The sequence below is a fragment of the Dactylosporangium sp. NPDC000244 genome, assembly GCF_040300725.1.
GTDB lineage: Bacteria > Actinomycetota > Actinomycetes > Mycobacteriales > Micromonosporaceae > Dactylosporangium.
This window is the reverse complement of sequence record NZ_JBEPEH010000001.1, coordinates 506,845-525,544: the sequence shown is the minus strand read 5'-3', so window position 1 is coordinate 525,544 and position 18,700 is coordinate 506,845. Positions and strand designations below refer to the sequence as shown.

The following is an 18,700-nucleotide window of genomic DNA, read 5'->3' as shown; positions in this document are numbered from 1 at the left end:
AACCTGACCGAGGCCAACGCCAAGTCGTACTTCGACTTCGCCCAGGTCGGCGACCCGATCACCTACACCAACACCGGTGGCCCGACGATGCCGACGTGGGACGGGTACGGCGACTGGAACGTGGCCTGGACCACCTAGCAGGCGGGCGGCGCGGTGCCGGCCAACTTGACGCGCATCCGGGCGCGGAGCACGACGACCTCGCAGCCCGGAGCGGTGAAGTTACCGTCCGCATCGCCACCGTCAACGAGTGGCTCTGACCCTAGGCCACAGCGACCCTTTGGGGTCCGGCGTGCTGCAGGGCGATCCGTTGGAAGACCTCGGCCTGTGTCGGGTAGCAGTGAACCGTGTCGGCCAGCGCCTCCAAGGGCATCCGGTTCGTGATTGCCAGCGTAAGCTCGCTGATCATCTCACCGGCGTGCGCCGCCACAAGCGTCGCTCCTGCGATCTCGCCGCTGCCGCTGCGCGTGTAGATCACCCCGAATCCCTGCTCCTCGCCGTCGATGAATGCCCGCTCCACCTTGGCCAGGTCGAGCCGGTACGTGTCGATGGCGACACCTTCGTTGCGGGCTCGGCGCGGTGTCAGGCCCACCTCGGCCACCTCGGGATCGGTGTAGGTGCAGTGGGGAATGACGAGTTCCCGTGCCGGGCGATGCGCCGCATCCAGCGCGTTCGCGATACAGAGCCGCGCTGTCGCATTGGCCGCGTGCGTGAACTTCTGCGGGAAGGTTGCACCGCCGGCGGCATAGATGTTGGGGTTGCGGGTGCACAGGTACTGGTCCGCAGCCCCTCGATGGGGGGCACCACGGGCTCCGATCCGGTGGCGATCACAGCCTTCCGAAATCGCAGCGTCCGACCCTCGACCTCCACGGCATTCGGCGCGGTGAAGCGCGCACGCCCGAGGTCGACCTCCACCCCCCCCGCTTGCTCGGCCACCTCGACCGCATCGCCGGAGCTGCTCAGGGAACGCATCCTGCGGACCCGATCCATGACCGAGCCGAAATCAGTCTGGCGTGGGCCGTCGAGCCGAAAGCCCGAACTCGGCCCCGCGGTTCGCTTCGTGTACCGCGCGTGCGCAACGGATCAGCGCCTTGCTCGGCGTGCAGCCGAAGTTGACACAGGTGCCGCCGGTCAGTCGCTGCTCGGTCATCGCGACGCGGTGCCCGCCCGCGGCAGCTGTCGTGGCGGCGGTGAGGCCGCCCGGCCCGCCGCCGAGCACCACCAAGTCGCCGCAGAGCAGACGACCACGTACCCGGTCGGGTCGAGCACAAACCCGGCCGACCGGAGGTAGACCGGATCAGGGTTGACGAATACTCGGTTGCGGTCGATACGGCAGTCGCCTCACCTGCTCGGTCGCGGCGGGGGTCCTGCGCTTCATGGCGGCCATCGTCGCCGCCGTAACGTGACCAGCCCCCACACATACCCGACCGGGTAGTCACCTGCTCGGGTCGGGTCAGCCGGCGTGCTCTGTGACGTGTGTGCGACGTGATGTTGATGAAACTCTTTACCGTCGACTGCGTTCGATGTGCTGGAGCATGATCTCGTGGTGGTGGCGGATCGCGGCGCGTGTGGCGGTGTCGTCGCCGGCGGCCATCGCGTCGAGGATGGGCTTGTGGATGGCCATCTGGGCGTCCGCGTTGGTCGGTAGCAGCCAGTCGGGCACCCGGTCCCGGTTGACCCAGTCGTCGTATTCGTACGAGATGACCGCGGTGTGGATGGCCTCGTAGATCGAGGCCAGGAACGGGTTGCCAGAGGTACGCACGACCGCCGCGTGGAAGACGGTATCGGCGGCGATCCATGCCGACGTGCCGTGGGCCATGCTGTCCTTGAGGCGCTGCAGCGCCGACTGCGCCTCGGCGAGATCGGCCTCGGGTTGCCGGAGGCCCTCGGTCGCACCCAGCGTCTCCAGCCAGAGCCGCAGGTCGACCAGGTGTGAAAGGGATTGCTTGTCGAGGTCGAGCATCAGGTTGACGGAGGCGGCGATGCCCGACTCCGGGCGGCGCATCACGTAGGCCCCGGAGCCCTGTTTGACCTCGACGAGGCCCATGAGTGACAGCGTGCGCAGGGCCTGGCTGACGATCGGCCGGCTGGCGCCGAACATCTCCGCGAGGTGCCGTTCGGACGGCAGGCGTGATCCCTCGGTGATGTCGTTGGTGATGATGAGCTGCCGGATCTGCTCGGCGACGTCGTCGGCGAGTCGGCTGGTGGACACGGTTCGCACGGCGCCGAGTTGCGCAACCTTGCGTGGGCGTGAACCGGTTCCGGTGGCTGGGCGTTCCGCCGGCGCCATGCGAGTCCTCCAGCTCCACGAGATCTGAGACAGCGTACGCAAGCCGCGGGATCGCCCGAAAGACGGGGCTTGACGCGGCGTGCGTTTCATGACTGTACTAAAGCGGCATAGCCACTTAGCCAGTAGAGGTTAACATGGACCTGAAACCCGAGTCACCCGTCGAGTCATCCGGCGAGCTCGCCGAGCTCGCCGACCGCATTCGCCTGCGTGCCGTGCGGATGGTGGCGATGCACGGGCTCGGCTATCTCGGGCAGGCGCTGTCGTCGGCCGAGATCCTCGCGACCGTCTACCGCCGGGTGTACCGCCCTGACGCCGACCGAATCGTGATCTCGCCCGGCCACTACGTGATCGGGGCGTTCGCGGCCGCGGCCGAATCCGGCCTGCTCGACCCGGCCGCGCTCGCGACCTACGGTCACGACGGCTCGCGACTGGAGGCGATCGGCACCGAACGGTCGCCCTCGGTCGACCTGACCTGCGGATCGCTGGGGCAGGGCCTGTCGGCCGCGGTCGGCTTCGCGCTGTCCGACCGCCTGCGCGGCCGCGCCGACGCCCGGACCGTCGTGCTCGTCAGCGACGGTGAGCTGGAGGAGGGCCAGGTGTGGGAGGCGGCGATGTTCGCCGGCCACCACCGGCTGGACCGCCTCGTCGCGCTCGTCGACGCGAACAACTCCCAGGTGGACGGGCCGGTCGCGGAGATCACCACGATCGAGCCGGTCGCCGACAAATGGCGCGCGTTCGGGTGGCACGCCCAGGACGTCGACGGGCACGACACCGGGGCGCTGGCCGCGGCGGTCGAGGCGGCGCTCGAGGCCGACCGCCCGGCGGTCGTGATCGCCCGGACGTCAACGACCACCGGCCTGGACTGCCTGCCGGACAACACGGACGGCCACTTCGTCAAGCTCCCGGCGGAGCTTGCCGAGCGGGCCGCCGCCGAATTGGAGGCCCGCCTTGCGTAGACCGCCGTACCCGACCGTCCTGAAGCCGTACGGTCGTGCGCTGCTGGACCTCGCCCGCGCCGACGATCGGATCGTCTGCCTGTCCGGCGACCTCACCCGCCAGTGCGAGGTCGACCTGTTCCGCGACGAACTGCCGGAGCGCTTCGTGAACGCCGGCATGAGCGAGGCCAACATGATCGGCATCGCCGGGGCGCTGGCCCGGGCCGGTCATGTGCCGTTCGTGCACACCTTCGGCGTGTTCGCCACCCGGCGCCCATTCGACCAGATCGTCAACGCGGTCGCGTACCCGAACCTGCCGGTGCGCATCGTCGGCTTCATGCCGGGCGTCTCCAGTCCCGGCGGTCCGAGTCATCAGGCCATCGAGGACGTGGCGCTGATGCGCGCGCTGCCCAACCTGACCGTGATCGACGCCGCGGACGCCGTCGAGATCCGGCAGGTCGTGGCGGCCATCGTCGATCACCCCGGCCCCGTCTACCTGCGCCTCAAGCGCGGCGAGATCCCGGTCATCTTCGACGAGGAGTACCAGTTCTCGATGTACCGCGCCCAGCGGCTGCGCGCGGGAGGCGACGCGCTGATCGTCGCCAACGGCATGATGCTCCCCGCCGCCGTCGTCGCCACGGACGTGCTCGCCGCCGCCGGGATCGACTGCGGGCTCGTACACGCGCCCGTGGTCAAGCCGCTGGATGCCGCGACGGTGGTCGACGCCGCGGCCGGGGTACGGGCGGTCGTGACCGCGGAGAACCACACGATCGTCGGCGGCCTGGGCTCGGCCGTCGCCGAGGCGCTCGCCGAGGCCGGCTGCGGCGCACGGCTGCGCCGGGTCGGCCTGCGCGACACCTTCGCCGAAGGCGCGCTGACCGCCCATCACCTTTTCCAGACGTACGACCTCACCACCCAGTCGATCGTCGACGCGGCGTGGGCGGCCCTCGGGTCGAGTGACCCGGCGCCGGTCGCCCCGACCAGTCCCGCCGCCGTCGGCGAGTACTCGCCAGTCTGAAGCAGGAGGCCCCGTGACCAACTTCTACGCCCCGCCGGTCGAGACCAGCCCGATTGCGTCGTTGGGCGCCACCATGGGTGTCGACTGGGAGGAGCGGGTCAATTTCGACCGGCTCCGCACCGAGCGCTTCGCGAAGGTGCAGGACGCGCTCGCCCGCTCCGACCTGGGTGCGCTGGTCCTGTTCGACATGAACAACATCCGCTACACGACCGGCACGCACATCGGGAACTGGGCGCGCGACAAGCTCTTCCGCTGCGCGCTCGTGATGCGCGGCCAGGACCCGATCCTGTGGGACATCGGCTCGGCCGCGCGGACCCACCAGCAGTTCGCGACCTGGTTCGGCAAGGAGAGCTGGCAGGCCGGCCTGTCCAGCTGGCGCGGCTCGATCCCGGAGGAGGTGGGCGTCGAGCGCGGCAACGCGGCCCGGATCGCCCGGGTGCTGCGCGAGCACGGCCTTGCCGGGGAGCCGATCGGGGTGGACGTGGTCGAGCTGCCGGTACTGCGTGCGCTGGAGGGTGCCGGGCTGTCCATCGTCGACGGCCACTCGTTCATGCAGGACGTCCGCGCGATCAAGACCGCCGACGAGGTCGCCCTGCTGGACCACTCGGCCGGCCTCGTCGACGGCGCCTACGAGGAGCTGTTCCGCACCCTGCGACCGGGCATCCGCGAGAACGACTGCGTCGCGCTGGTCAACCGCTACCTCTACGAGCACGGGTCCGAGGAGGTGGAGGCGGTCAACTCCATCTCCGGCGGGCGATGCAGCCCGCACCCGCACGTGTTCTCCGACCGCCTGATCCGCCCGGGCGACACCGCGTACTTCGACATCATCCACTCCTTCAACGGGTACCGGACCTGCTACTACCGCACGTTCAACGTCGGCGGGGCCAACCGGGCCCAGGTGCAGGCGTACCGGCGGGCCCGGGAGTTCATGGACAACGCCATCGCCGAGATCCGTCCCGGGGCGACCTCCGCCGACGTGGTCCGGCACTTCCCGGCCGCGCAGGAGTTCGGGTACGCGACGGAGGAGGAGGCGTTCGGGCTGCAGTACTGCCACGGGCTCGGCCTGTCCAACTGGGAGCGGCCGCTGATGAGCCGGTACCACTCCTTCGAGCATCCGGTGACCCTGCACGAGGGCATGGTGTTCGCGATCGAGACCTACTGGCCGACGCCCGACGGCAGCGCAGCCGCACGCATCGAGGAGGAGGTCGTCGTGACCGCGGACGGTTGCCAGCTGCTCACCCGATTCCCGGCCGACCAGTTGTACGTGGCGGGCATCCGGTACACGCCGGGCGCCGACCTGCTGCGAGCGGAGGAGAAGCGATGACAGGGACTACAGGGATCGGATGGATCGGAGCCGGGCGCATGGGCGCGGCGATGGCCGGTCGCCTGCTGGACGCCGGCCACCCGGTGCGGGTCTGGAACCGGACGCGGGCCAAGGCCGAGGCGCTGGTGCCGCGCGGGGCGACGGTCGCCGACGAGGTCGCCGACCTGGGCGGGTGCGATGTCGTGTTCGTCATGGTCTCGACCTCGGACGACCTGCGCGAGGTGCTGCGCGGCCTCTTCGCCGGGGAGCACCTGCCCGGCACGGTGGTCGACTGCTCAACTGTCTCGGCCGAGGCGTCGGCAGCGGCCCGGGCCGAGTCGGCCAAGCGCGGCGTGCGGTTCGTGGCCGCACCGGTCAGCGGGAACCCGCACGTGGTCGCCGCGGGCGGCGCGTGCCTGGTGGCCTCGGGCGACCGGGAGAGCTTCGACGGCGTGCGGGCGTTGCTGGACACGATCGGCCGGACCGCGGTCTACGCCGGCCCGGGTGAGGTGAGCCGGTTGGTGAAGCTCTGCCACAACCTCTACCTGGGGATGATGGTCGAGTCGCTGGTCGAGGTGGTGACGCTGGCCGAGAAGGGTGGCGTCGACCGGGCCGCGTTCCTCGAGTTCCTCAACGGCACCGTGCTGGCCTCGGACTGGGTCCGCAACCGCACGCCCGACCTGGTCGGCCAGGACTGGCAGCCGACGTTCACGACCGCGCTGCTGCGCAAGGACTTTGACCTCGGCCTCGGCGCCGCTCGCGCCGAGGAGGTGCCGATGCCGGTCGCGAGCCTGGTGCACCAGATCATCCAGGCCGCGATCGGGCGGGGCCACCGCGACGACGACTTCCTGTCCCTCTACGAGGTGCAGGCGGCCAACGCCGGTCTGCGGGACCCGAGGTGAGCCCCGTGCTGCCAGCCGGCCTGCCGACCGGCATGTTCATCGCCGGCGAGTGGGTCGGCGGTGCCGACCGCATCCCGGTGACCGACCCGGCGACGGCCGAGGTCCTCGCCGAGGTCGCCGACGGCACGGTCGAGGACATGCTCGCGGCGGTCGGCGCGGCACACTCGGCGGCCGGCGCCTGGGCCGGACTCCCGCCTCGGCGGCGGGCCGCGGTGCTGCTGCGGGCGTACGAGCTCATGGTCGAGCGGTCCGACATGCTGGCCCGACTGATCGTGCTGGAGAACGGCAAGACGCTCGCCGACGCGCGCGGTGAGGTCGGCTACGCCGCTGAGTTCTTCCGGTGGTACGCCGAGGAGGCGGTACGCCTGGCCGGCACGGTCGGCACCGCGCCGGGCGGCGGCCACCGGATCCTGGTCACGCACGCGCCGGTCGGGGTGAGCCTGCTCGTCACGCCGTGGAACTTCCCGGCGGCGATGGCGACCCGCAAGATCGGTCCGGCGCTGGCCGCCGGGTGCACGGTCGTGCTCAAGCCGGCCAGCGACACGCCGCTCACGGCGCTCGCCGTGGCCGCCCTGCTGGGCGAGGCCGGGGTGCCCGACGGCGTGGTCAATGTCGTGCCGAGCCGGCGGTCGGGTGCGGTCGTCTCGGCCGCCCTGCACGATCCGCGGGTGCGCAAGCTGTCCTTCACCGGGTCGACCGAGGTGGGCCGGGTACTGCTGCATGAGGCGGCGGACCGGGTGGTGAGCTGCTCGATGGAGCTCGGCGGCAACGCACCCTTCCTGGTCTTCGACGACGCCGATCTCGACGCGGCGGTGGCCGGCGCGATGGTCGCCAAGATGCGCAACGGCGGCCAGGCGTGCACCGCGGCCAACCGGTTCTACGTGCACCGGGCCGTCGTCGACGAGTTCGTGGCGCGGTTCGGGGCGGCGATGGACTCCCTCACGGTCGGGTCCGGGCTCGACGACGGGGTCGGGCTCGGGCCGCTCATCAACGCCTCGTCGCGGGACAAGGTGGCGGAGCTGGTCGATGCGAGCGTCGACTCGGGGGCCCGGCTCCATACCGGGGGGCGGGTTCCGGACCGCCCCGGCTTCTTCTACGCGCCGACCGTGCTCACCGACGTCCCGGCGAGCGCGCCGGTGCTGGCCGACGAGATCTTCGGCCCGGTGGCCCCGGTGGTCGCGTTCGAGGCCGAGGACGAAGCGGTCGCGCTGGCCAACGACACCGAGTACGGCCTCGTGTCCTACCTCTACACCGAAGATCTAAGCCGCGGGCTGCGGGTCGCGGAGCGGTTGGAAACGGGCATGGTGGGGCTCAACCGCGGCCTCGTGTCGGAGCCCGCCGCGCCGTTCGGCGGGGTGAAGCAGAGCGGGCTGGGCAGGGAAGGCGCCCGGGCCGGCATCGAGGCGTTCCTCGAACCCAGGTACGTGGCCGTCGACTGGTAGCTACGGCTTGGTAAAGAGCCGTCCGCGACCTTGACACACGAGGGCCGGTTCAGCACCCTGAAAGTGGCTAAGCCAATATGCCACTATGGCACGTGCCGGGACCGGCAGGATTGTTAAAAACCCCGCATTCAACTGAAAAATCAGACATCGTCACGAGCGCGGCCACCGGCTCGACCGTACGGGGAACCGGCGGTGTCCACACCAGAAGGAGTTGGCGGTATGGCAGGCAGAGGAGCCGCTTCCGCGGTCGCCGCCGCGCTCGCGCTTGCACTCGCGGGTTGCAGCGGCAGCACCGTCGCGGGCGGAGCGGACACCGGTTCCACCGACGCGAGCGGGCCGGTCAAGATCGGATTCATGGTGCCGAAGTCCGGCGTCTACGCCTCGATCGGCACCGACCTCGAGCGCGCGATGCAGATCTACCTCGACAAGCACGACGGCAAGCTGGGCGGCCGCAAGGTCGAGCTGGTGACCGTCGACGAGGGCAGCACGCCGCAGGTCGGCACCGCCGCCGCCCGGCGGCTCGTGCAGCAGGAGCAGGTGGCCGCGGTCACCGGCATCGTCAACAGCGCGACGGCCGTCGGCGTGGCCACGGTCTTCTCCGACGCGAAGACCCCGGTCGTCTCGACCGGACAGGTGACCGACAACCCGTTCTGGTGGCGGGTCGGCTGGACCAACCCGATGATGAACACGTCCATCGTCGACTACCTCGTGGCCCGCAAGGACAAGCCGGTCTACCTGATCGGCGCCGACTACAAGCAGGGCCGTGACATCATCGACGCGGTCAAGGCCGGCCTGCAGGCCGGCGGGGTCACCGTCGCCGGCACGACGTTCACGCCGTTCGGCACGACCCAGGACTACCAGCCGTACCTGGCGGAGATCCAGAAGAGCAAGGCCGGCGCGGTGTACGCGTTCTACGCCGGCGCGGAGGCCACCCGGTTCGTGACGCAGTACGCCCAGTTCGGCCTCAACACCCAGGCGACCCTCTACGGCAACCAAGCGCTGACCGAGGGCAACCTCTCCGCGCAGGGTCCGGCCGCCGCCGGTGTGCTGACCAACTCGATCTACAGCCCGGGCATCGACTCCCCGGTCAACAAGCAGTTCGTCGAGGCGTACACGGCCAAGTACAACGCGCAGCCGTCGGTCTACTCCGAGGCCCAGTACGCCTCGGCCGCGGTGCTGGACAAGGCGATCGCGTCGATCGGCAACGGCAAGGTGACCGGCGAGGCCGTCAACGCGGCGCTGGGCAAGGTGGGCGACGTCGAAACGCCCCGCGGAACCTGGCGCTTCGACTCCTTCCAGGCGCCCACGCAGACCATCTACCTGCGCCGGGCCACCAACTCCGGCGGTGTCATGGTCGACGAGGTGATCGAGGTCCTCGGCGTCTACTCCAGTGACGGCAAGAAGTCCTGAGACGCGTAGGCGGCGCGCCGGGTTGCCGGCGCGCCGCCCGCCGCAGGCATCGATCAAGCATCCGCTGGCAAGCATCCACTGAAGGGAGGAACGTGTCCGCACTGACGCAATGGTTCGACGCCAACCTCATCACAGTGATCAACGGGCTGGCGTACGGGCTGCTGCTCTACACGCTCGCCGTCGGCCTGTCGCTCGTGTTCGGCATGCTCAACCTGCTGAACCTGGCGCACGGCACCTTCTTCCTCGCCGGTGCCTACGTCGCCGCCGTCGTGGTGGCACCGGTCGGCGCCTGGCTGTCGTGGGTGCTGGCGCTCACCATCGCGCTGGCCACCGGGGCGCTGGCCGGAGTCGGGCTCACCGCGGTCACCCGGCCGCTGGCCCGCCGCGGCCACATGGCCGAGGCGCTGCTCACCCTCGGCATCTCGATGATCGGGTCGAGCCTGCTGCTGGTGGGCTTCGGCGCGGACGTGCGCTCGGTGCCGGCTCCGGCCGGCCTGGACGGCAGCGTCTCGATCTTCGGCGACCCCTATCCGGTCTACCGACTGGTGCTGATCGGCTTCGGGCTGCTCATCGCCGTGCTGGCCGAGGTGGTACTGGAGCGCACGATGATGGGCGCCACCGTGCGGGCCATCGTCGCCGACGCCGACATCGTGCGGACGCTCGGCATCGACACCCGGAAGATCCTCTACGGCGTGCTGGCGGCCGGCTCCGCGCTGGCCGTGGTGGCCGGCGTCCTCGGCGGACCGGTGCTCGGCGCCGGGCCCGGGCTCGACGGAAACGTCCTGCTCACCGCCCTCGTCGTGGTGGTGATCGGCGGTCTGGGCTCCGCCCGCGGCGCGTTGATCGGCGGTCTGCTGATCGGCCAGGTGCAGACCCTCGGCACGGCCCTCGCGCCGGCGGTCGCCCCGTTCCTCATCTTCGGCGCCATGGCGCTGATCCTGGTCGTGCGACCGCACGGCCTCCTAGGCCGGGCGGAGACGACCGCATGAGCACTCTCGACCGTCCGGCCCTGCGCGTGGTCGTCCCGCCGCTGGTCGTGCTGGCCGCCGCGGCTCCGCCGTTCCTCGCCGGGCCGTATGCGGTGTCCACCCTCACCCAGATCCTGGCCTTCTCGCTTGTGGTGATGAGCATCGTGCTGCTCATGGGCATCGCCGGGATGCCGACCATCGGGCAGGCCGGGTTCTTCGGCGTCGGCGGCTACGCGACCGGCCTGCTGGCCGGCCGCCTGACCACCAACGCGCCCGCGCTGGTGGGGATCTCGGCGGCGGCCGGCGCGCTGGTGGCGGCCGCCACGGGCTGGCTGCTCGTGCGGGTCCGGGGCACGTACCTGCTCATGCTGACGCTGGCCATCGGCGAGCTGCTCGCGCTGGTGGCCATCGCGCGGGTCGGGCTGACCGGCGGGTCGGACGGCCTGGCGAACATCCCGACGCTGAGGCTGCTGCCGGGCGTCGAGTTGCGCCATGTCGCCGTCGTCTACTGGTACGTCGCCGGCGCCGTGCTGCTCATGGCGATGCTCATCGCGCTGCTGATCCGCTCGCCGTTCGGCCGGGCGCTGCGCGGCGTGCGCGACAACGAGCCGCGGATGCGTGCGCTGGGCTACAGCACCGCCTTCTACAAGTACGCCGCGTTCAGCGTCAGCGGCGCGTTCGCCGGCGTCGCCGGGTCGCTGTGGGTGACGCAGACGCTGTTCATCGCCCCGGCCGACATGGGCTTCCACGCCTCGGCGCTGGCGCTGCTCGCGTTGATCGTCGGCGGGTCGCAGAGCCTCTGGGGCGCCGTGGCCGGCTCCGCGCTGATCATCGTCGCGCAGAACATGCTGCCGATCTCCATGCAGGGCTACGGCCCGATCGTGCTCGGCGCCGTGCTCGTGGTGGTGGTCTACGCACTGCCGGACGGCTTCGCCGGGATCCGCAACCCGCTGCGCCCCCGCCGCACTCCCGCGTCGCGACCCGCGGCCGGGACCGACGAGCCTCGACGGATGGAGCGGGTATGACCGCCGCGCTGCAGGTGGACGGGCTGACCCGGGCGTACGGTGCGCTGCGGGCGGTCGACGACGTGACGATGACCGTCCGGGCCGGGGCGCGACACGCGCTGATCGGGCCGAACGGCGCCGGGAAGTCGACGATGTTCAAGCTGCTCTCCGGCGAGGTCCGCCCGAGCGCCGGGCGCATCCACTACTTCGGCGAGGACATCACCGGCCGCTCCCAACCGCGCCGGGCCCGGATGCGCATCGCCCAGACGTACCAGCACTCCAGCGTGTTCATGCCGCTGACGGTCGCCGAGAACGTGGCGCTCGCGACCCAGCGGGTGCAGGGCATCGGCACCGTGTGGTGGCGCGGCGCCGACCGGTACCGCGAGCGGGCGTCCGCCGCCCACGAGTGCCTCGTCGCCGTGGGTCTCGCAGACCGCAGCGGCGACCACGTGTCGGCGTTGTCCCACGGCGAACGCCGCCAGCTCGAGCTGGCCCTGGCCCTGGCCGCCCGGCCCCGGCTGCTGCTGCTCGACGAGCCGACGGCCGGAATGTCTCCGACCGAGTCGGCCGACTTCGTCCGGTTGGTCAAGACCCTTCCCGACGACCTGACGGTGATCGTCGTCGAACACGACCTCGACGTCGTGTTCAGCCTGGCGACCGACATCTCCGTGCTGCACCACGGCCGGCTCCTGGCCACCGGCACGCCGGCCGAGGTTTCGGCCGACCCGGCCGTCCAGGAGGCCTACCTGTCCTGGTCGGTGACGGACGACGACGTGGAGGAGGAGTTCCGGTGAGCCCGCTGCTGGACGTGCGCGGCCTTCGCGCGGGGTACGGCGGAAGCGCCGTGCTGCACGGGGTCGACGTCGCCATCGAGGAAGGCACCGTGCTGGCCGTGCTCGGCCGCAACGGGGTCGGCAAGTCCACGCTGGTCATGTCGGTGATCGGGCTCGTGCGGGCGTACGCGGGCAGCGTCACGTTCGCGGGACGGGACCTGACCGGCGCCCGGACCGACACGATCGCGGCGGCCGGCATGGCGCTGGTGCCGCAGGGCCGGCGGGTGTTCAGCCCGCTGACCGTGGAGGAGAACCTGCGCATCGCGGTGCGCCGCAAGCGGCCCGGCCCGTGGACGCTGGAGCGGGTCTACGAGTTGCTGCCGCGGCTGCGGGAGCGGCGGGGCAACAGGGGCAACCAGCTCTCCGGCGGCGAGCAGCAGATGCTCGCGATCGGCCGGGCGCTGCTGACCAACCCGCGCCTGCTGCTGCTCGACGAGCCGTCCGACGGGCTCTCGCCGATGGTGGTGCGGCAGGTCGCCGACGTCATCCGCGCGTTGCGGGAGGACGGCATCACCGTCCTGCTCGTCGAGCAGAACGTCCGCCTGGCGCTCGACCTCGCCGACGACGTCGCGGTGATGGTCAAGGGCGAGATTGCGTGGCGCACCGATCCGGCGGGCTTCCGCGGGGACCGCGAGCGCGTCCGCGCGCTGATGAGCGTGGCTGGTCCACAGTAGAGGGAGAAGAGCGTTGACCACGAAGGACTACGGGTGGGACGAGCAGCACCAGCGCTTCGTGCATCCGCAGAGCACACCGTACGTGAGCGGGCCGCGACCGCTGCCGCAGAGTCTCGAGCACCTGGAGGACCGCGAGTACACCTCGAACATGACCGTGGCGGGCCGCTGGCCGACGGTCGTCCGGCTCACCCACACCTGGCAGAACGTCGTCGACATGGGCGGCCGGCGGTACATGTTCCACTACTACCGGCAGGCGCTCAACGTCTACGACATCACCGACCCGACGGCCCGCGACCTCGTGCTGGAGAAGCGGTACGGCCCGGGTGAGGGCGAGTTCGGGGCGGCGGCGATCGCCTACAACCGGCAGCGCGACGCCTGGATCATGGTGCAGTGCTTCGAGGTGCCGCGCACCTACGGGCCGGACTCCGACAAGTACGGCGACCCGGCCGTGCTGCCCCGGCTGATGTCGGCGCCGGGCTTCCGCGGGTTCCGCGTCTACGAGCTGACCAGCCCCACCGACTGGAAGCTGCTGGCCGTGGTGCCGACCGGCCCGGTCGACCCGGCCACCGGCATCCACCAGGGTTCCGGCGGGGTGGACACGCCCGCATACGACGGCGGTCGCTACATGTACATCTCCGCCGCCCCCGACGACACGTTCATCAACCAGGAGTTCGCCACCTACCCGTACACGCCGGCCCAGCTCGTCTACGACATGGCGGACCCCGCCCACCCGAAGCTCCTGTCCACCTGGTGGGTTCCCGGCCAGCGGCTCGGCGAGACCGGCGCCTACGAGTCGTGGAGCCGGCACGGCAACCGGACCTCCTGGATCGGCGCGCGGGTGCCCACGTCGGTGCCGGTGCCGCTGGAGCAGGGCGGCCGGTACGGCTACGCGGTCATGGGCGGTCTCGGGCTGTACGTGCTCGACCTCGCCGACCCGCGCCACCCCCGGGTCGCCGGCAGTCTCGAGCTGCCGCACAGCTGGGCCGGGATCGAGGGCGACGTGGTCGACACGAGCCGGGTGACCAGCCGCGGCGTCGTGTTCGTCAACGGTGGCCCGATGAACGAGGACGGCTACGAGCCGTACAAGGACGTCTACGTGGTGGACGTCCGGGACCCGGCGCGCCCGCACATCGTCGCGACGTTCCCGCGGCCGGTCCCGCCGCCCGGCGCGCCGTACCCGGACTTCGTGTTCCGCCGGGGCAAGTTCGGCCCCAAGCGGTTCGGGTCCAACGCTCACCCGGGAACGGCGGACCCGAACCTCACGCTGTACTCGTTCGGCAACGCCGGCGTGCAGATGTTCGACGTCACCGACGTGCGCCGGCCGGCCCTGGCCGGGTACTTCGTGCCGCGGATGACCGACGAGCTGGGCGACCCCCGCTCCTACCTGGTGCCGACCGAGAGCATCTTCGTCGAGTGGGACCGCCGCCTGGTCTGGGCCTTCACGAACTCCGGGATGTACCTGCTGACCAGCCCGCTGCTCGGCGAGCCCAGGGTCGCGCTATGACGGCCGACCTGATCCTGGTCGACGGCGACATCACCACCAGCGCCGGCGGCCGCCGGGTGGCGGCCCTCGCTGTCCGCGCCGGGCGGGTGCTCGCCGCCGGGAGCACCGACGAGATCCGCCGGTCCGCCGGCCGGGAGACTACCGTCGTCGACCTGGGCGGCCGCTGCGTGATCCCGGGCCTGGTCGACAACCACATCCACTTCGTGCGGGCCGGGCTCACCTGGAACACGGAGCTGCGCTGGGAGCGCTGCCCGAGCCTGGCCGCGGGCCTGGACACCATCGCGGAGGCGGCCCGGACGCGCCCGCCGGGCGAGTGGGTGCTGGTCATCGGCGGCTGGCACGAACGCCAGTTCCCCGAGGGACGCGGGCCGGACCGCGCCGAGCTGGACGCGGCAGCGCCCGAGCGCCCTGTACTGGTGCAGATGATGTACGACTGGGCTCAGGTGAACACGGCCGGCATGCGCGCCGCCGGGGTCACCGCCGAGGCCGCCCACGCGGCGGGCGCTCAGCTGTTCGCGTGGGACGACCAGGGGCAGCCGACCGGCCGGGTGCTAGGTATGGAGGGCTGCAAGTGGCTCTACGCCCGGCTGCCCAAGGAGACCCTGGACCAACAGATCGCCTCGACCGGCCGGCTCTCGCGCGACCTGAACCGGTTCGCGGTGACCGCGCTGATCGACGGCGGCGGCGTGAACACAGGCCCGGACGTCTACGAGGCCGTGTACGAGCTGGACCGGCGCGGCGAGCTGACCGTGCGGACGTTCCTGACGGTGCACGCGTCGGCGCGCGGGCGTGAGGCCGAGGAGATCGCCGGCTACCTGCGCTACGGTCGGCCCCGGCACGGCAGCGGCACGTTGCGGCTGCTCGGCTTCGGCGAGGTCGTGCTCTACGGCCTGCACGACCGGGTGCACACCCGGGTCGACGTGACGGACGCCGACCGGGCCGAGCTGATCAGGGTCTTCAGCGACCTGGCCGCCGGCGGCTGGCCGGTGCAGATGCACGCCCACCGGCCGGAGGTCATCGAGACCGTCATCTCCGCGTGCGAGGCGGTGAACGCCCGGTATCCGCTCGCGCCGCTGCGGTGGGGCATCGTGCACGGCGAGATGATCGACGCGGCCCACGTGGGCCGCATCCGCGCGCTCGGACTCGGGGTGCTCACCCAGAGCCTGCTGCGCTTCCTCGGCGGCCAGGCGATCGACGCGTTCGGCGCCGAGCGGGTGCGCGACGCGCCCCCGCTGCGAGCTCTGCTCGACGCCGGGGTGGCGGTGAGCGCCGGTACGGACGCGATGCGCGGCGCCTCGTACGACCCGTTCACCTCGTTGCACTTCTACCTGACCGGCCGCACGATCGGCGGCGACCGGATCGTGTCCGACGAGAACCTGCTCGACCGCGACGAGGCGCTACGCCTCTACACCCGCGGCAGCGCGTGGAACTGCTTCGCCGAGCACGAGATCGGGGCGCTCGAGCCGGGGTTCCGGGCCGATCTAGCGGTGCTCTCCGACGACTACTTCACCGTCGACGTCGACAAGATCGTGACGCTGGAGTCGGAACTGACCCTGCTCGGCGGCCGACCCGTGCACGCGAGCGGCGAACTGACCGCTGTCCTGAAGGAGGGGCGATGAACCGACTGCTGATCCGCGGTGGTCGAGTGGTGACGATGGACCCGGCGCTGGGCGACATCGACGGCGACGTCCTCGTGGTCGACGGGCGGATCGCCGAGATCGGGCCCGGCCTGTCCACCGCGGACGCGGAGGTCATCGACGCCGCCGGCACCGTCGTGCTGCCCGGCTTCGTCGACACCCACCGCCACACGTACCAGTCGCTGGTCCGCGGACTGCTGCCGAGCTGCACGCTCGGGGAGTTCATGGGCACGATCTTCAACAGCGTGGCCCCGGCGTACACCCCCGAGCTGATGCGGCTCGGCAACTACGTCGGTGCCCTCGACGCGCTCGACGCCGGTATCACGACAATGGTGGACTGGTCGCCGAGCGAGACCCCGGATCACGCGGACGGGGCGATCGAGGGCCTGCGGCAGGCCGGTATCCGGGCGATGTACGCGCACGGCATGCCCGCCGGCGGCCAGTGGTGGTACCGCAGCGAGCTCGACCACCCGGCCGACGCCCGCCGGATCCGGGCCGAGCACTTCCCGTCCGACGACGGACTGCTCACGATGGCGCTCGCGCTGCGTCAGCCGGGCAACGTGGTCGACGAGGTCGCCGTGCGCGACTGGAACCTGTCACGCGAGCTCGGCGTGCGCGTCTCGGTGCACACCGCGATGCGCTCCGGCGGAGCGACCGGCCACCCGGTCCGTACCCTGCACCGGCTCGGGCTGCTCGGCGACAACACCACGTTCATCCACTGCACGACGACCGCCGACGACGAGATCGCGATGATCGCCGACTCGGGCGGCACGGTGTCGATCGCGCCGTACGTCGAACTCGTGATGGGTCACGGCCTGCCGCGGATCACCGCGATGCTCGCGCACGGCGTGGCCCCGACCCTCAGCGTCGACACGGTCACGACATCGCCCGGCGACATGTTCACGCAGATGCGGATGGCGCTGGCCCTCGGCCGGGCCGAGGCTCTGCCCGACGACCCGGAGGGCCCGTTCGAGCCCACGCTCACCCACCGTGACGTGCTGCGCCTGGCGACCGTCGACGGCGCCCGGGCCTGCGGCCTGGGCGACCGGACCGGCACGCTCACGCCGGGCTGGGCGGCCGACGTCGTGCTCGTGCGGGCCGACTCGATCCGGACCCTGCCGTTGCGTGACCCGGCGGCCGCGGTGGTCTCCTCGGCCGACCGGGCCGACGTCGACACGGTGCTCGTCGCCGGCGTGGTGCGCAAGCGCGGCGGCGCCCTGGTCGGCGTCGACCTGCCCCGGCTGCGGGCCGAGGCGACGGCCGCCCACGACGACATCATGGCCCGCGCAGGGCTCGGGACAGGAGCGTGAGCGCGGCCATGGGCCAAGCGGAGATCATGAACTTCGTCGACGGCGCCTTCGTCACGGGAGCGTCCACCTTCGACAAGCTGAGCCCGGTCGACGGGCAGGTGACGGCGACCGTGCACGAGGCTGGCCGGGCCGAGGTCGACGCGGCCGTGAGGGCCGCCCGGCGGGCGCTGGACGGCCCCTGGGGCCGCACGTCCGTGGCCGACCGGGCCCGCGTGTTGCGCCGGATCGCCGACCGCATCGAAGAGCGCTTCGAGGACTTCGTCGAGGCCGAGGTCCGCGACACCGGCAAGCCGGTGGCCCAGGCCCGCCAGCTCGACGTCGCCCGGGCGGTGGCCAACTTCCGCTCGTTCGCAGACACGGTGAGCGCGTCCGGGCTCGACTCGTACCTCACCGAGCTGCCCGGTGGCCACCGCGCGCTCAACTACGCGATCGCCCAGCCGCTCGGCGTCGTCGCCGTCATCGTGCCGTGGAACCTGCCGCTGCTCCTGCTGACCTGGAAGGTCGCCCCCGCCCTGGCCTGCGGCAACGCGGTCGTCGTCAAGCCGTCGGAGGAGACGCCGTCGACGGCCACGCTGCTGGCCGAGGTGATGGCCGACGCCGGGGTGCCGGCCGGCGTCTACAACGTGGTGCACGGCTTCGGGCCGTCGTCGGCCGGTGAGTTCGTCACCACCCACGAGGGCATCGACGGCGTCACGTTCACCGGCGAGTCGGGCACCGGATCGGCGATCATGCGGGCCGTGGCGCCGGCGGTGCGGCCGGTGTCGTTCGAGCTCGGCGGCAAGAACGCGGCCATCGTCTTCGCCGACGCCGACCTGGACAAAGCGGTCGACGGGCTGTCCCGGTCGGTGTTCGCCAACACCGGCCAGGTCTGCCTGTGCACCGAGCGGGTCTACGTCCAGCGGCCGGTCTACGACGACGTGGTGGCCGGCCTCGTCGCGAAGGCGCGGCAGCTGCGCCTGGGCCGCCCGGAGCACCCGGACACGACCACCGGCCCGCTGATCTCCGTCGCGCACCGGGAGAAGGTCCTGTCGTACCTCGCGCTGGCCCGGGACGAGGGCGCCGAGACGCTCGTCGGCGGTGGGGTGCCCGACCTCGGGCCCGACCTCGCCAGCGGTGCCTGGGTCGAGCCGACGCTGTGGGCCGGGCTCGACCACGGCGCCCGGACCGTCCGCGAGGAGGTGTTCGGCCCGGTGGCAGCGCTGATCCCGTTCGACCACGAGGAGGACGCGGTCCGCCTGGCCAACGACACGCGGTACGGCCTCGCGGCGGCGGTCTGGACCCAGAATCTCGAACGCGGGCACCGCGTCGCCCAGCGGATGCGGGTCGGCGTGGCCTGGGTCAACACCTGGTTCCTGCGCGACCTGCGCTCGCCGTTCGGGGGCGTCGGCCTGTCCGGCATCGGCCGCGAGGGCGGCCGGCACTCGCTGCACTTCTACACCCAGCCGACGAATGTGTGCGTGCAACTGTGACGTC

General features: G+C 71.6%; 18 protein-coding genes. 14 read left to right on the top strand and 4 right to left on the bottom strand.

Annotated features, from left to right (window positions below):
- Nucleotides 1-259: 259 nt before the first annotated feature.
- The 4 genes from ABT369_RS02525 to ABT369_RS02510 all read right to left on the bottom strand — a co-directional run bounded on the left by ABT369_RS02525 (nucleotide 260) and on the right by ABT369_RS02510 (nucleotide 2,209).
- Nucleotides 260-628 (bottom strand): oxidoreductase dimerization domain-containing protein, encoded by a 369-nt coding sequence (locus ABT369_RS02525; RefSeq protein ID WP_350609886.1) that lies wholly within the window; start codon nucleotides 626-628, stop codon nucleotides 260-262.
- On the bottom strand, nucleotides 580-969 hold the full coding sequence (locus ABT369_RS02520) for an FAD-dependent oxidoreductase (RefSeq protein WP_350609840.1): 390 nt from the start codon (nucleotides 967-969) through the stop codon (nucleotides 580-582). Before ABT369_RS02520 ends, ABT369_RS02525 begins: the two co-directional genes overlap by 49 nt.
- 31 nt (nucleotides 970-1,000) lie before the next feature.
- Nucleotides 1,001-1,219 (bottom strand): FAD-dependent oxidoreductase, encoded by a 219-nt coding sequence (locus ABT369_RS02515; protein ID WP_350609884.1) that lies wholly within the window; start codon nucleotides 1,217-1,219, stop codon nucleotides 1,001-1,003.
- Nucleotides 1,220-1,501: 282 nt separating this feature from the next.
- A complete protein-coding gene (locus ABT369_RS02510) occupies nucleotides 1,502-2,209 on the bottom strand; it encodes a FadR/GntR family transcriptional regulator (RefSeq protein WP_350609838.1) in 708 nt (235 codons plus the stop codon).
- Between the two features lie 212 nt (nucleotides 2,210-2,421).
- Between ABT369_RS02510 and ABT369_RS02505 the strand changes: the two genes are divergently transcribed.
- From ABT369_RS02505 to ABT369_RS02440, 14 genes are all read left to right on the top strand, one after another.
- On the top strand, nucleotides 2,422-3,243 hold the full coding sequence (locus tag ABT369_RS02505) for a transketolase (protein ID WP_350609836.1): 822 nt from the start codon (nucleotides 2,422-2,424) through the stop codon (nucleotides 3,241-3,243).
- Nucleotides 3,236-4,240: a transketolase family protein gene (locus ABT369_RS02500; RefSeq protein ID WP_350609834.1), complete on the top strand. Its 1,005-nt coding sequence runs from the start codon at nucleotides 3,236-3,238 to the stop codon at nucleotides 4,238-4,240. The genes ABT369_RS02505 and ABT369_RS02500 overlap by 8 nt, the downstream gene beginning before the upstream one ends.
- Before the next feature lie 13 nt (nucleotides 4,241-4,253).
- On the top strand, nucleotides 4,254-5,564 hold the full coding sequence (locus ABT369_RS02495; protein WP_350609832.1) for a M24 family metallopeptidase: 1,311 nt from the start codon (nucleotides 4,254-4,256) through the stop codon (nucleotides 5,562-5,564).
- The gene (locus ABT369_RS02490) at nucleotides 5,561-6,445 is read left to right on the top strand and encodes an NAD(P)-dependent oxidoreductase (RefSeq protein WP_350609830.1); all 885 of its coding nucleotides are present in this window, start codon (nucleotides 5,561-5,563) and stop codon (nucleotides 6,443-6,445) included. The genes ABT369_RS02495 and ABT369_RS02490 overlap by 4 nt, the downstream gene beginning before the upstream one ends.
- Nucleotides 6,446-6,450: 5 nt before the next feature.
- Entirely contained in the window at nucleotides 6,451-7,887 is a 1,437-nt protein-coding gene (locus tag ABT369_RS02485) for an NAD-dependent succinate-semialdehyde dehydrogenase (protein WP_502891683.1), read from the top strand.
- A gap of 219 nt (nucleotides 7,888-8,106) precedes the next feature.
- Nucleotides 8,107-9,297 (top strand): ABC transporter substrate-binding protein, encoded by a 1,191-nt coding sequence (locus ABT369_RS02480; protein ID WP_350609828.1) that lies wholly within the window; start codon nucleotides 8,107-8,109, stop codon nucleotides 9,295-9,297.
- A 92-nt stretch (nucleotides 9,298-9,389) separates the two neighbouring features.
- Entirely contained in the window at nucleotides 9,390-10,286 is an 897-nt protein-coding gene (locus tag ABT369_RS02475; protein ID WP_350609826.1) for a branched-chain amino acid ABC transporter permease, read from the top strand.
- Nucleotides 10,283-11,290, top strand: coding sequence for a branched-chain amino acid ABC transporter permease (locus ABT369_RS02470; protein ID WP_350609824.1), 1,008 nt, complete (start codon nucleotides 10,283-10,285; stop codon nucleotides 11,288-11,290). Before ABT369_RS02475 ends, ABT369_RS02470 begins: the two co-directional genes overlap by 4 nt.
- On the top strand, nucleotides 11,287-12,063 hold the full coding sequence (locus ABT369_RS02465) for an ABC transporter ATP-binding protein (protein ID WP_350609822.1): 777 nt from the start codon (nucleotides 11,287-11,289) through the stop codon (nucleotides 12,061-12,063). Before ABT369_RS02470 ends, ABT369_RS02465 begins: the two co-directional genes overlap by 4 nt.
- Complete coding sequence (locus ABT369_RS02460; RefSeq protein WP_350609820.1) at nucleotides 12,060-12,776, top strand: ABC transporter ATP-binding protein; 717 nt, start codon at nucleotides 12,060-12,062, stop codon at nucleotides 12,774-12,776. The genes ABT369_RS02465 and ABT369_RS02460 overlap by 4 nt, the downstream gene beginning before the upstream one ends.
- Before the next feature lie 13 nt (nucleotides 12,777-12,789).
- Nucleotides 12,790-14,280, top strand: coding sequence for an LVIVD repeat-containing protein (locus ABT369_RS02455; RefSeq protein ID WP_350609818.1), 1,491 nt, complete (start codon nucleotides 12,790-12,792; stop codon nucleotides 14,278-14,280).
- Nucleotides 14,277-15,899 carry an amidohydrolase gene (locus ABT369_RS02450; RefSeq protein ID WP_350609816.1) on the top strand — a complete coding sequence of 541 codons (1,623 nt, stop codon included), beginning with the start codon at nucleotides 14,277-14,279 and terminating at the stop codon, nucleotides 15,897-15,899. The genes ABT369_RS02455 and ABT369_RS02450 overlap by 4 nt, the downstream gene beginning before the upstream one ends.
- A complete protein-coding gene (locus ABT369_RS02445; protein ID WP_350609814.1) occupies nucleotides 15,896-17,227 on the top strand; it encodes an amidohydrolase family protein in 1,332 nt (443 codons plus the stop codon). Before ABT369_RS02450 ends, ABT369_RS02445 begins: the two co-directional genes overlap by 4 nt.
- An 8-nt stretch (nucleotides 17,228-17,235) precedes the next feature.
- Complete coding sequence (locus ABT369_RS02440; protein ID WP_350609880.1) at nucleotides 17,236-18,696, top strand: 2-hydroxymuconic semialdehyde dehydrogenase; 1,461 nt, start codon at nucleotides 17,236-17,238, stop codon at nucleotides 18,694-18,696.
- Nucleotides 18,697-18,700: the final 4 nt, after the last annotated feature.